Here is a 12,181-nt window from a genome sequence, read left to right as displayed (position 1 = left end):
CATGCGCACCATCGACTTCAACTGCGACCTGGGCGAAGACTGCGGCGACGATGCGGCGATCGTGCCGTATATCAGCTCGGCCAGCATCGCCTGCGGTTTCCATGCCGGTTCGCCGGACACCATGCGGCGCACCGTGGCGCTGTGCCTCGCGCACGGCGTGGCCATCGGCGCGCACCCGTCGCATGCGGACCGCGAGCACTTCGGCCGCGTTGCGCATGCGCTTTCTGCCGAAGCAGCATATGCACTGACGCTGTATCAGGTGGCCGCGCTGGACGGTTTCGTAAACGCCGCGGGCGGGCGCCTCCACCACGTCAAACCGCACGGCGCCCTGTACAACCAGGCCGCCCGTGACGCCGTCCTGGCCGATGCCATCGCGCACGCCGTGCGCGACCATGACGCGGGCCTGGCGCTGTACGGATTGTCAGGCAGTGCGTTGACCGCTGCGGGGGAACGCGTCGGCCTGCGGGTGGCGCACGAAGCCTTCGCCGAACGTCGTTACGAGGCCGATGGCGCGCTGACGCCGCGCTCGCAGGCCGATGCCAGCATCGATGACCTGTCCACGGCCGCCGCACAGGTCGCCCGGATGCTGGACACCGGCATCGTCGTTGCGCGCACCGGCGAACCGGTGCCATTGCGCGCGGACAGCATCTGCCTGCATGGCGACCGTAGCGATGCCGCTGCGTTCGCGCGGGGACTTCGACAGACCATCGAATCCAGGGGGTTCGCCATCCGCGCCATGGAGCGTCTCGCATGAGTTATTGGCCCCTGCTGGGCATCGTCGTCGTGGTGGCGGGTTTCGTACTGCGCTTCAACCCCGTCATCGTGGTGGTCACGGCGGGCCTGGCCAGCGGCCTCGCGGCCGGCAAGTCCATCCCTGACCTGCTCGCGCTGCTCGGCGATAGCTTCGTGTCCAACCGCGCCCTGCTGATGTTCGCGCTGACGCTGCCGACCATCGGCCTGCTGGAACGCGCGGGCCTGCGCGAACACGCGCTGCGCTGGATCGCGCGGCTGCGCGGCCTGACGCTGTCGCGCCTGCTGGCAGGCTACCTGCTGGTGCGCCAGGGACTGAGCATGGTGGGCCTGATCGATATCGCCGGGCATGCGCAGACCGTGCGGCCGCTGCTGGCGCCGATGGCCGAATCCGCCGCCGGCAAGACACGCGCGCCGCTGTCGCGGGAGGAAACCCAGCGGGTGCATGCGATGTCGGCCGCGACCGACAACATCGGGCGCTTCTTCGGCGAGGACGTGTTCCTCGCCTTCGGCGCGGTGCTGCTGATCCAGGGTTTCTACGCCCAGCATGGTATCGCCCTGGAGCCACTGCAGATCGCGTTGTGGGCACTGCCGACGGCGATCGCCGCCTTCATCATCCATGCGGTGCGCATCGTGCTGTTCCAGCGCCGGCTGGACCGTGCGGAACCCGCGAGCGAGGAGCAGCCCGATGCTGTCGACTGAGCACTTCTACTGGGTGCTGGCGGCTTTCCTCGCCTACGCCGGCTGGAGCAACCTGCGCCAGCGGCGTTACGCGCACGCCGCATTCTGGAGCCTCATCGCGGCGCTGTTCGCTGCGGGCGATGTCGTGCTGCGCGCGAGCAAGGCCGGCGATGCACTGCCGGCGCAACTCGCCGGTGGCGCGGTGCTGGCGCTCGCCCTGCTGGCCACGCGCATGCGGCGCGAACCGCTGGACGAAGCGCCGGAATCGGAACGGCTGGCGTCCGCGTTGCGGCTGGGCCACCGGCTGTTCCTGCCGGCGCTGCTGATCCCGGCGCTGACGATCACCGTCGTGCTCGCCGGCCCGCACCTGTCCTTCGGCGGCACCCCGTTGTTCGCGCCCACCGGCATGACGCTGGTCGGCCTGGCGTTGGCGTGCGTGGCCTCGGCCATCGCGGCGATCGCGGTGACGCGGCAACCGCCGCTGCGTGCCGCCGATGAAGGGCGACGGCTGCTCGACACGATGGGCTGGGCGGCGCTGCTGCCGCTGGTGCTGGCGACGCTGGGCGGCGTGTTCGCGGCCAGCGGCGTGGGCGAAGCGGTGGCCTCGCTGGTGTCGATGGTGATCCCGGCCGACAACCGCATGGCCTGCCTGCTGGCGTTCGCACTGGGCATGGTGGTGTTCACCGTCATCATGGGCAATGCGTTCGCCGCCTTCCCGGTGATGATGGCCGGCATCGGCCTGCCGTTGCTGGTGCAGCGGCACGGTGCCGATCCCGCCATCCTCGGCGCGATCGGCATGCTGACCGGCTACTGCGGCACGCTGCTCACGCCGATGGCGGCGAACTTCAACATCGTCCCCGCCGTGCTGCTGGAACTCGACGACCAGTACGGCGTGATCCGCGCGCAGGCCGCGACGGGTCTGTGGCTGATGGGCACCAACGTGCTGCTGATGGCGTGGCTGTGCTTCCGCTGATGCTTCTCCCACGGGATATCCGATGACGACGACGCGCACCGTCCTGCTGACCGGCTTCCAACCCTTCGGCGGCGAGCTGGTCAATCCCAGCTGGCAGGCAGTGTCCGCCCTGCATGGCGCGCGCATTGCCGGCCATCGCGTGGTGGCGCACGAATTGCCGGTCGCCTTCGGCGCGTCGCTGAAGGCGCTGCGTGCCGCCTTGCGGGACGTCAGGCCGTCGCTGGTGATCTGCGTCGGACAGGCCGGCGGACGCGCGCAACTGTCGCTGGAACGGGTGGCGATCAACATCGACGATGCGCGCATTCCCGACAATGCGGGACAACAGCCTGTCGACCTTCCCGTGGTCGAGGGCGGTCCGGCGGCCTACTTCTCGACGCTGCCGATCAAGGCCATGCGCGAAACGCTATGCGACACCGGATTCCCGGCCGAGGTCTCGCAGACCGCGGGCACCTACGTCTGCAACCACGTGTTCTACGGGCTGATGCATGCACTGCGGCGCCAGCGTACGGTGCGGGCGGGCTTCATCCACATCCCCTACTCGCCTGCGCAGGCGTCGATGCACCCCGGCGCGCCCAGCGTGGCAGTGGAAACGGTGACCGAAGCGCTGCGCCTGGCGGTGCGGGTCGCATTGAAGACACACACGGATGCACGCCTAGCCGCCGGCGCGGAGCACTGACCCGACCGCGCTCGATCAGTGGGCGCGGATGACGCGCGTACCCGCGATCAGATCGTGCAGGCAGCGCTGATCCTGGCGGAAGATCATCAGCGAATCGACCACGACGTACAGCAGGCCCACGCACGGGATGTTGGCGATGGCATTCGTCGGCAGGTAGCGCTTGACCAGCAGGTCGGTCAACGAGGGCTTGTTGCCCTGCAGATCGACAATCTTTACGGACACCAGCTTCTTCCCCCAGGTTTGCCCCGTGGCGTGCAGTGGGTACCCCTGGATCAGGGCGAACACGGCAAAGCCGATGACCGCCCATAGCAGCGTCGTGCCGAGCGGCATCAATCCCAAGCCGCCGGACCGCCCCGCTTCGAACGCCGCTTCCCAATACCCCCCGACGAACATCAGCGGCACGATCGCCACGAGCGCGATGACGCCGTCGATCAGCACGGCAGCCAGCCGTAGCCAGCGCAGCTCGGAATCCGGTGCCCCCGCGACATTCTGATTGACGATATCCGCGTCGGGAGTGCGGTAAGGATCCTGCGGCATCTGCGGCGGTGTCTGCATCCTGATTCCTTTCAATTCAATGCGATCGGGAGAGGCTCAGGTGCGCGGCAGCGTCACGCCGGTCTGGCCCTGGTACTTGCCGCCCCGGTCCTTGTAGCTGGTCTCGCAGACGTCATCCGCGTCGGACTGGAAGAACAGCATCTGCGCCACGCCCTCGTTGGCGTAGATGCGTGCAGGCAGCGGCGTGGTGTTGCTGAACTCCAGCGTCACGTGGCCTTCCCACTCCGGCTCCAGCGGCGTCACGTTGACGATGATGCCGCAGCGCGCATAGGTGCTCTTTCCCAGGCACACCACCAGTGTGTCGCGCGGGATGCGGAAGAACTCCACCGTGCGCGCCAGCGCGAAGCTGTTCGGCGGGATGATGCATTCATCGGCTTCGATGTCCACGAAGCTCTTCGGATCGAAGTGCTTGGGATCGACGATGGTGGAATTGATGTTGGTGAACACCTTGAACTCGCGCGAGCAGCGCACGTCGTAGCCGTAGCTGGAGGTGCCGTAGCTGACGATGCGCTCGCCATTGACCTGCTTGACCTGCCCCGGCTCGAACGGCTCGATCATGCCCTGCTGCTCGGCCATGCGGCGGATCCAACGGTCGCTCTTGATGCTCATGCAAATCCTGGTCTGGGGAACGAAGCCGCGCGCCCAGCGCGGCGGAGGGGGATTGTAGGGCGGCCCCCGGCCCGCCGTCTGCGTCCGGCGGGTCAGACCAGCGACGAGGCGATCGGCACGCTGGCCCGCGGCCGCTGCGCCAGCGTGGCCGCCATGACCCGTGCGGTCTGCCGGTAGGCCTGTGCCACGACGGAGTCCGGCGCCGCGACAACGACCGGCTTGCCGGCGTCCCCCTGCTCGCGGATCGCGATGTCCAGCGGCAGCGAGCCCAGCAACGGCACGCCGTACTGCGCCGCCATCCGTTCGCCGCCACCCTGGCCGAACAGGTGTTCGACATGGCCGCAATTCGAGCAGGTATGGACCGCCATGTTCTCGACGATACCCAGCACGGGCACCTCCACCTTCTCGAACATCTTCAGCGCCTTCCTGGCGTCCAGCGTGGCGATGTCCTGCGGCGTGGTGACGATGACCGCCCCCGCGACCGGGATCTTCTGGGCCAGCGTCAGCTGGATGTCGCCCGTTCCGGGCGGCAGGTCGACCAGCAGGTAGTCCAGGTCGCCCCACAAGGTGTCGGTGAACAACTGCATCAGCGCCGACGTCGCCATCGGCCCCCGCCAGATCATCGGCGTGTCCTGGTCGACGAGGAACCCGATCGACATGGCCTCCACCCCGAACGCCCGCATCGGCTCGATCGACTTGTTGTCATGGCTCTCCGGCCGCCCCGACAGGCCCAGCATGGCCGGCACGCTGGGACCATAGACGTCCGCGTCCAGCACGCCCACCCGAGCGCCTTCAGCCGCCAGTGCCAGCGCCAGGTTCACCGAGGTCGTCGATTTCCCCACCCCCCCTTTGCCGGAGCCGACGGCAATGACGTTGCGGATGCGGGGATGGGGGGACAGGGAACCCTGGACGGCGTGCGAGGCGATGCGGGAGGTAAGCGACAGCGAACCCAGCCGCTGCTGCCGTGCCGCCAGAGCCGCCGCGAGCTGCGATTCGATGCCTTCCCGCATCCCCTCCAACGGAAATCCAGCGAGCAGCGAAACCTCTTCCCCGGCAGGCCCCGGGGAAACACTCCAACGGAGGCCCCTGTTCAGCTCAACCGTCAATCCAGGCAACGTGATTTGCGACAGGTATTCCACTTCCAAGCCAACTCCCGGATAAATTTGTGACATACATCACACTTTAGACAGTAACGCCGGTAACATGTTTGCGTGCTATGGGCTTCCGCGTTAATCCCATGTTAACGTCGGATCACGAGGACGTTTATGTGCGGCTGGGACTGAAGGATCAGTCCAATTGGGGTCGCATCCATTGACAGTTTAGGGGATTCACCACATGTCAGTTCGCAACACGAATGCGCCCAAGCGCAGCCGCCTGAGTGCGGCATTGATCACCACTCTGATGGTGCCGTTCGCGGGCAGCGCGTTCGCCCAGGACGCAAGCTCCACCAGCCCGCAGCAGCCCACTCAGTCGACCTCCACGCTGGACAAGGTCACCGTGACGGGTTCGCGCATTAAGAAGGCGGAAGTCGAAGGACCCGCCCCGGTGGTCGTCCTGACCGCGGAAGACATCGAGCGCGAAGGCTTCAGCACGGTCTACGAGGCACTGAGCACCCTCAACCAGTTCACGGGTAGCGTCCAGAACGAAATGACGCAGAGCGGCTTCACGCCGAATGCGCAGTTCATCAATCTGCGCGGCTTGGGCCCCGGCTATACGCTGATCCTGGTCAACGGCAAGCGCATGGCGGACTACCCGGTCCCCTATAACAGCCAATCCAACGCCGTCAGCCTGAGTTCGATCCCGGCGTCGGCGGTCTCGCGCATCGAAGTCCTGACAGGCGGCGCGTCGGCCATCTACGGTTCCGACGCGGTGGCAGGCGTGCTCAACGTGATCACGAAGGACAACTACGAAGGCGACAGCATCCGCCTACGCGGTGGCACCACGACCATGGGTGGCGGCGACACCGGCCTGGCCCAGTGGACTGGCGGTAAGACCGGGGACAAGTGGAGCCTGACCTACTCGCTGGAATACCTGAACCGCGAAGGCATTCTGGGTTCGCAGCGTGAAGATCGTGACTCGTATTACGACAACCCCGACTTCCGGGGTCGCCCGGAGTTCGCGACCGCGGTGGGTGGCGTGTATTTGTATCGCAACACCGGTGCGGCCTATAACTGGCTGACGCCGGCAGGCACTCTGTCGACCTCGGTCGATGCATTGCGTTACGCGTGCGACCGTACGTCTTCCGAGTTCGAACCGTACAACTCGTCAGCGTCGGTCAGCAATGCGACCCCGAACCGCTGCGGCTACTTCGGATACCCCGCTACGTCCGCGTTGCAGAATAGCTATAACAAAACCTCGGCGTACGTATCGGGCACCTTCGATTTCGACAATGGAACCCAGCTGTACGGCCAGTTCCTCGGAACCGACTCGCGCAACACCGGCGTCAGCTCGACCCAGTTCTGGCAGACGCCTGGCTATGTGTTTACGCCGGCCTACGGTTACATCCAAGCCCAGCGCATCATCACACCGGAAGAAATCGGCGGCGCCCAACGCACCGAATACAACGAAAAATCCTACAACCTGTTCGCGGGCATCCGCGGCTCCATGTTCGACAACCGCTTCGACTGGGACTTCGGCGTGTCGTACTCGCGCTTCGAGTTCGAATCCAACCGTCCCCGTTTCCTCAAGGACAAAGTTAACGAGTATTTCCTCGGAACCCAAACCGGCTTCCAGAGCATCTACCCCCGCTACAACGGCTATGGCCTGACCCATCTGCAGCGGCTGTTCGGGCCGATGACGCCCGATACTTACCGCTCGCTGTCGACGACCGTCCACAGCACGGGTGAGTCCGAGAACACCACGGCATCATTCAGCATGTCCGGCGATCTGTTCGAACTTCCGGCAGGCGCAGTGGGTGCGGCGCTGGTGGTCGAAGCTGGTAAGCAGGAATACACGCTAACGCCGGATCCCCGCACCACGCCCGACTACGCGGGCACCGACGCCATCTACAACCTAACCAGCACCGGCGGCGGCGGTGATCGTGATCGCTACGCGATCGGCCTGGAGTTCAGCGTACCGATCTTCGATAGCCTGAAGGCCAACTTGGCTGGCCGTTACGACAAATACGACGACGTGACCGATGTCGGCGGCGCATTCACTTGGTCGGCCGGCCTAGAGTATCGTCCCGTCGACTCCCTGCTGCTGCGCTCGAGCTACGCCACCAGCTTCCGCGCACCCGACATGCACTATGTGTTCGCCGGTTACTCTGGTGCGTACACCTACATCACTGACGCCTACCTGTGCCGCGTCAATGGCATCGATCCGCAGTCCTCCGACTGCAGCGGCGACAGCGACTACTACTATCAAGTCTTCCGTACTTATGAAGGGCGCCGGGACCTGGAAGAAGAGACTAGCAAGTCGTGGACCGCGGGTCTGGTGTGGGACATCATGGACAACATGTCGGTCACGGTCGACTATTACAGCATGAAGCTCGAGAATCAGGTCGCCGAACTGGATAGTGATTTCCTGATGCGCCAGTACGCCGACTGCCGACTGGGCGAGGACGTCAACGGCAATCGGGTCGATGGGAACTCGCCGTCCTGCCAGGCATTCTTGGCGCAGGTCTCCCGTGCAGGCGGCGAGCTTTCCAACGGACAAGTCTCCGAGTACAGCTCGTACCCGATCAACCAGGCCAGCCTTGAAACCCAGGGTATCGATGCGAATTGGAAGTACTCGCTGGACACCGACCGCTGGGGGACCTTCGGCTTCGAGCTGGGTTATACCCACGTACTGAAGCTGGACCTGGTGCGTTTCGAAGGTGACGAAGTCGAGAACATCCGCGACCACCTGCAGTACTTCAACTACCGCAGCCGCGCCAATGCACGCGTGAGCTGGAGCAACGACGACTGGCTGGTTACCACCTATGCGACTCGCATGGGTTCCCTGCCGAACTGGGCGGAAACCGGTCGCATCGCTCCGTACATACGCTACAACCTAGACGTGCAGAAGAAGGTCACCGACAAGCTGACGCTCGGTTTCTCGGTGGTCAACCTCTTCAACAACCGCCAGCCGAAGGACGACACGTTCAACAGCTGGCCTTATACCTGGCGCTCGCATGACGTGATCGGTCGCCAAGTGTATGCAGATGTCCGCTACACGTTCTAAGGTCAGGGTCAGCCCCTAGAGCAGGAGAAAAGCCCGGCGCAAGTCGGGCTTTTTTTCTCGGCCATTTCGCGGCAGACTCAAAACGTGTTGCCGAGCCCTTCGCTGAGTGTTCCAGACTCCACGGATGGCTGCGCAGGAGACACGAGCGCAAGTCATTTCCGGCCAAGGCCGGCAGCCTGCCTCCAGCACTAAACTTCGGATAACAGCACCCTTATCAAGGGGCCATCAAGGGGATGACAAAAATGAAACCAATCCGTACCACTGCTGCGTGGCTGATTACCGCCGCCTGCGCGCTGTCGATCGCCGATGCGAATGCGCAGTCGATCGCTGATTTCGTTAAGCATCCGACCTACAGCAGCGCGCGCATCTCACCCGACGGAAAGTACCTTGCCCTGCGCGTCGACCGTGGCGAACAGGACGTCCTGACCGTCCTGCGCACCAGCGATCTGCAGATCGTCAAGATCAATCAGTTGCCGGAGAAGAAGAGCGTTGGCTCCTTCTACTGGACCAGCCCTGAGCGCCTGATGTTCAACGCCGTCAGGAAGATCGGCTCTTTCGAGCGCCCAGTCGGTACCGGTGAGTGGTTCTCGGTCAATGCGGACGGCTCACAGCCACGCACGCTTATCGAGTACGGCACTCAGAATGTCACCCAACGTTCCAAGCAGGTCGACGGCCAGTCATTCTCGCTGCTCGACACGCTCCCCGACGATGATGTCAACGTCATCATGACTGCCCGCTATCAGCGCTCCAGCACCGGCGCAGGTGCGGAAGTCGTAATGGTGGACACGATCAGTGGCCGCAGAAAGCCTCTCGGTCGGGCACCGAAGGAAAACTGCTCCATGGTTCTTGACCATGAGAAGCAACCAGCGTTCGCCGTGTGCTACAGCGACAAGGATGAGGAATCCGGCTTCGATACGCACAACGAGGTATATGCGCGCGCAGCTGACGGCAAATGGAACCAAATCAGCTCATCGAAAAGCAACGGCGCGCGCCTGAGCATATTGGGATCCGCCGTTAACGGCGACATCTACGCGCTGCGCGATGACGGGAAGGCCCCAGCCGGCTTCGGCACTCTGGATGCGCGTAGCGGCGATTTCAAGGAGCTGTTCAAGGATCCAGTTTCCGATGTCTCGGGCTACGTGCAATCTGTGGACGGCTCGGAAAGGATTCTCGGCGTAGTAACCGAAGCAGGTGAACCAGAGGTCACCCTGGTGGAATCCAAGCACTCGGATGCACAGCTTTATGCCTCCTTGGCTTCTGCGTTTCCCGGCCAGTTCGTCAGCTTCAGCAGTGCTACCCGAGACGGCCAGCTTATCGTCGTCAGCACCTACAGCGACCGCAATCCAGGCGAACTTTACCTGTACGATCGCAAGGCCAACAAAGCCCGATTCCTGATGAAGAACCGACCGTGGATCGACCCGAAGAAAATGGGTTCCATGCAGTCGATCTCGTTCACCGCTAGGGACGGACGCAAGATCCATGGCTACTTGACCATTCCACACGGCTCCGACGGCAAGAACATGCCACTGATTGTCAACGTCCACGGCGGACCTATGGGACCGCGCGACAACTGGGGCTACAGCACCGAACCACAACTGTTTGCCAGTCGTGGATACGCCACCCTGCAGATCAACTATCGCGGCTCCGGCGGTTTCGGCAAGGAGTTCCAAGACCTAGCTTACGGACAATGGTCGCAGGGCATCATGAATGACATCATCGACGGAACGCGTCACGTCATTGCCCAAGGGCAGGCGGATAAGGACAAGGTCTGCATCTATGGCGGCAGTTTCGGTGGATATGCTTCATTGATGGCGCCATCCCGCGACACCGAACTATTCAAGTGCGCGTTTGGCTATGTCGGTCTCTACGACGCGCAGATCCAGCTCAGCAAGAGCGATACAAGCCGTAGCGAAAGCGGCCGCCGGTACCTGATACGTGCGTTTGGACGCACCCGTGCCGAGCAGGATGCGATGTCGCCGATCACCTATGCCAGCAAAATCAAGCTCCCGGTCTACTTGGCTGCAGGCGCGCGTGATGAACGCTGCCCGCCCGAGCACACTGAGGCGATGGCCAAGGCGCTTACCGCCGCCGGCAACTCGCCAGAAGGCATGATCATCCAGTCCGGCGAAGCGCACGGATTCTACAAGGAAGAAAACAACGAGCGTTTGTATACCGCAATGCTCGCCTTCTTCGATCGGCATATTGGCCCCAAAAAAAGCGGCGGTGCCACCCTGGCTGACTGACCGCTGTCGAGCATGGCTTTCAGCACATCCCCCCGATTGGGATGTGCTGTCATGCTGCAATACAGTCGTGCATGCTTCGGAAGGAAATAGATATGCGTTCAAGGACCACGAATGCGCTGTTCGTAGCGCTGCTCCTCGCCTGCGCACAGCAATCCGCGCCTGCCCAGAGCGGGAAAAAAGCACTTATCCCGCCCGATCCCGCAGCCGATGCACAGTTCCGGGCAGCTGGCTTTCTGGAAAGCCATCCCGACATCCGCTATCGCCTGCTTGGCCTTGAAGAGTTCCGCAACAACAATCATGCCGATGCGTTGCGCTTCTTCAAGCGCGCCTCGTTCTACGCCGACAAGCCCTCCCAGGGCATGGTCGCCGAGATGTACTGGTCGGGTCAGGGCGTGGAAAAAGACCCGGTGATTGCCTACGCATGGATGGATCTCGCAGCAGAACGCGGTTACGAGGGCTTCCGCGGCCTGCGTGAGCGCTACTGGAAGTCACTGTCTGCGGAAGAGCGCCAACAGGCGCTGGTACAGGGAGAGGCCATATACGCCACCTACGGTGACGCGGCCGCGAAGCCTCGACTTGCCACCGTGCTTCGACGGGAACGCAAGAAGGTCACCGGCAGCCGGACCGGCTTCGCCGGCTCACTAAAGATCTACGTCCCCGGCCCGAGCGGTTCCGAGCAGATCGATGGCAGCAAGTTCTACGACGAGCGTTTCTGGGACGTTGAGAAGTACTACACATGGCACGACAGCATCTGGATGAAGCCAAGAATCGGCAAAGTGAGCGTCGGTAACATAGACCAGGTCGATGCCGCGTCACCCGCGCCGGCCTCTCGCATCCCGGCAACTGCACCGAACACCAGCGCCCCTGAGCCAGAAACCCCAACGCGCGATGAAACGGAACTAGGCACGCGCGAACAGGATTGAACAGGGACCTTCCATACCCCACCGGATGCGGTATAAAAGCGTCATCCTGCCAGCTCTCGCCGGCGGGCCTGACCTACATCCCTGGGAGGGGAACATGCGCAAGACCCTGATGGCCGCGATGCTGGCCGCTCCTCTGATGGCCCTGTCGATGATGGCGTCCGCCGCCGATCCGGTGGTGGGCCGCTGGAAGACCATCGACAGCGACACCGGCAAGCCGAAGTCGTTCGTCGAGATCACCCAGGCCGCCAACGGCACGATCACCGGCCGCATCGTCGAGCTGATCAACCCGAGCAAGCCGAACCCGACCTGCGACAAGTGCAAGGACGACCGCAAGAACAAGCCGATCACCGGCATGGAGATCATCCGCGGCATGAAGGCCGAGGGCGGCGGCGACTACGCTGGCGGCACCATCCTCAAGCCCGACGAGGGCAAGGTCTACAAGTCGAAGATGGAGCTGATCGACGGCGGCAAGAAGCTGGAGGTTTCCGGCTGCATCGCCTTCATCTGCAAGTCGCAGACCTGGATCCGCCAGTAAGTCCTCGCGGATCTTCGATGGCACGGGCCCGGCATCGCCGGGCCTGTTTCGTTTGCGGGGCGGGAAGTGCGT

11 protein-coding genes are annotated in these 12,181 nt (G+C 63.6%); 8 read left to right on the top strand and 3 right to left on the bottom strand.

Annotated features, from left to right (window positions below; translation table 11 throughout):
• Window position 1: 1 nt before the first annotated feature.
• From V7060_RS08115 to pcp, 4 genes are read left to right on the top strand one after another with little or no spacing between them, the layout of a single operon-like run.
• Window positions 2–754 carry a 5-oxoprolinase subunit PxpA gene (locus tag V7060_RS08115; protein ID WP_334178738.1) on the top strand — a complete coding sequence of 251 codons (753 nt, stop codon included), beginning with the start codon at window positions 2–4 and terminating at the stop codon, window positions 752–754.
• Window positions 751–1,452 carry a DUF969 domain-containing protein gene (locus V7060_RS08110; RefSeq protein ID WP_334178737.1) on the top strand — a complete coding sequence of 234 codons (702 nt, stop codon included), beginning with the start codon at window positions 751–753 and terminating at the stop codon, window positions 1,450–1,452. The genes V7060_RS08115 and V7060_RS08110 overlap by 4 nt, the downstream gene beginning before the upstream one ends.
• Entirely contained in the window at window positions 1,439–2,404 is a 966-nt protein-coding gene (locus V7060_RS08105) for a DUF979 family protein (protein WP_334178736.1), read from the top strand. The genes V7060_RS08110 and V7060_RS08105 overlap by 14 nt, the downstream gene beginning before the upstream one ends.
• 22 nt (window positions 2,405–2,426) lie before the next feature.
• Complete coding sequence (pcp, locus tag V7060_RS08100; RefSeq protein WP_334178735.1) at window positions 2,427–3,080, top strand: pyroglutamyl-peptidase I; 654 nt, start codon at window positions 2,427–2,429, stop codon at window positions 3,078–3,080.
• A 15-nt stretch (window positions 3,081–3,095) separates the two neighbouring features.
• Here pcp and V7060_RS08095 read toward each other — a convergent pair whose 3' ends face one another.
• From V7060_RS08095 to apbC, 3 genes are all read right to left on the bottom strand, one after another.
• Window positions 3,096–3,635 carry an RDD family protein gene (locus V7060_RS08095; RefSeq protein WP_334178734.1) on the bottom strand — a complete coding sequence of 180 codons (540 nt, stop codon included), beginning with the start codon at window positions 3,633–3,635 and terminating at the stop codon, window positions 3,096–3,098.
• A 36-nt stretch (window positions 3,636–3,671) separates the two neighbouring features.
• Complete coding sequence (dcd, locus tag V7060_RS08090) at window positions 3,672–4,244, bottom strand: dCTP deaminase (RefSeq protein WP_062353420.1); 573 nt, start codon at window positions 4,242–4,244, stop codon at window positions 3,672–3,674.
• Between the two features lie 92 nt (window positions 4,245–4,336).
• On the bottom strand, window positions 4,337–5,188 hold the full coding sequence (gene apbC / locus V7060_RS08085; protein WP_334178884.1) for an iron-sulfur cluster carrier protein ApbC: 852 nt from the start codon (window positions 5,186–5,188) through the stop codon (window positions 4,337–4,339).
• A gap of 391 nt (window positions 5,189–5,579) precedes the next feature.
• Between apbC and V7060_RS08080 the strand changes: the two genes are divergently transcribed.
• The 4 genes from V7060_RS08080 to V7060_RS08065 all read left to right on the top strand — a co-directional run bounded on the left by V7060_RS08080 (window position 5,580) and on the right by V7060_RS08065 (window position 12,109).
• Complete coding sequence (locus V7060_RS08080; RefSeq protein ID WP_334178733.1) at window positions 5,580–8,408, top strand: TonB-dependent receptor; 2,829 nt, start codon at window positions 5,580–5,582, stop codon at window positions 8,406–8,408.
• Between the two features lie 242 nt (window positions 8,409–8,650).
• Window positions 8,651–10,651, top strand: a complete 2,001-nt coding sequence (locus tag V7060_RS08075) for a S9 family peptidase (protein ID WP_334178732.1) — start codon at window positions 8,651–8,653, stop codon at window positions 10,649–10,651.
• Window positions 10,652–10,743: 92 nt separating this feature from the next.
• Window positions 10,744–11,574 carry a hypothetical protein gene (locus V7060_RS08070; RefSeq protein WP_334178731.1) on the top strand — a complete coding sequence of 277 codons (831 nt, stop codon included), beginning with the start codon at window positions 10,744–10,746 and terminating at the stop codon, window positions 11,572–11,574.
• 94 nt (window positions 11,575–11,668) lie between these two features.
• Entirely contained in the window at window positions 11,669–12,109 is a 441-nt protein-coding gene (locus V7060_RS08065) for a DUF2147 domain-containing protein (RefSeq protein WP_334178730.1), read from the top strand.
• Window positions 12,110–12,181 lie beyond the last annotated feature (72 nt).

This window comes from Pseudoxanthomonas sp. (assembly GCF_036845285.1).
In the GTDB taxonomy this organism is placed as follows: domain Bacteria; phylum Pseudomonadota; class Gammaproteobacteria; order Xanthomonadales; family Xanthomonadaceae; genus Pseudoxanthomonas_A.
The sequence above is the reverse complement of the archived record's forward strand: the minus strand, read 5'-3'. Positions and strand labels throughout refer to the sequence as shown.

What these genes read in the sequence shown, in the direction of transcription:
- dcd (WP_062353420.1), bottom strand. Translation starts at nt 4,244, where the DNA reads ATGAGCATCAAGAGCGACCGTTGGATCCGCCGCATGGCCGAGCAGCAG.
- V7060_RS08075 (WP_334178732.1), top strand. Translation starts at nt 8,651, where the DNA reads ATGAAACCAATCCGTACCACTGCTGCGTGGCTGATTACCGCCGCCTGC.
- V7060_RS08070 (WP_334178731.1), top strand. Translation starts at nt 10,744, where the DNA reads ATGCGTTCAAGGACCACGAATGCGCTGTTCGTAGCGCTGCTCCTCGCC.
- pcp (WP_334178735.1), top strand. Translation starts at nt 2,427, where the DNA reads ATGACGACGACGCGCACCGTCCTGCTGACCGGCTTCCAACCCTTCGGC.
- V7060_RS08115 (WP_334178738.1), top strand. Translation starts at nt 2, where the DNA reads ATGCGCACCATCGACTTCAACTGCGACCTGGGCGAAGACTGCGGCGAC.
- V7060_RS08105 (WP_334178736.1), top strand. Translation starts at nt 1,439, where the DNA reads ATGCTGTCGACTGAGCACTTCTACTGGGTGCTGGCGGCTTTCCTCGCC.
- V7060_RS08080 (WP_334178733.1), top strand. Translation starts at nt 5,580, where the DNA reads ATGTCAGTTCGCAACACGAATGCGCCCAAGCGCAGCCGCCTGAGTGCG.
- V7060_RS08065 (WP_334178730.1), top strand. Translation starts at nt 11,669, where the DNA reads ATGCGCAAGACCCTGATGGCCGCGATGCTGGCCGCTCCTCTGATGGCC.
- V7060_RS08110 (WP_334178737.1), top strand. Translation starts at nt 751, where the DNA reads ATGAGTTATTGGCCCCTGCTGGGCATCGTCGTCGTGGTGGCGGGTTTC.
- V7060_RS08095 (WP_334178734.1), bottom strand. Translation starts at nt 3,635, where the DNA reads ATGCAGACACCGCCGCAGATGCCGCAGGATCCTTACCGCACTCCCGAC.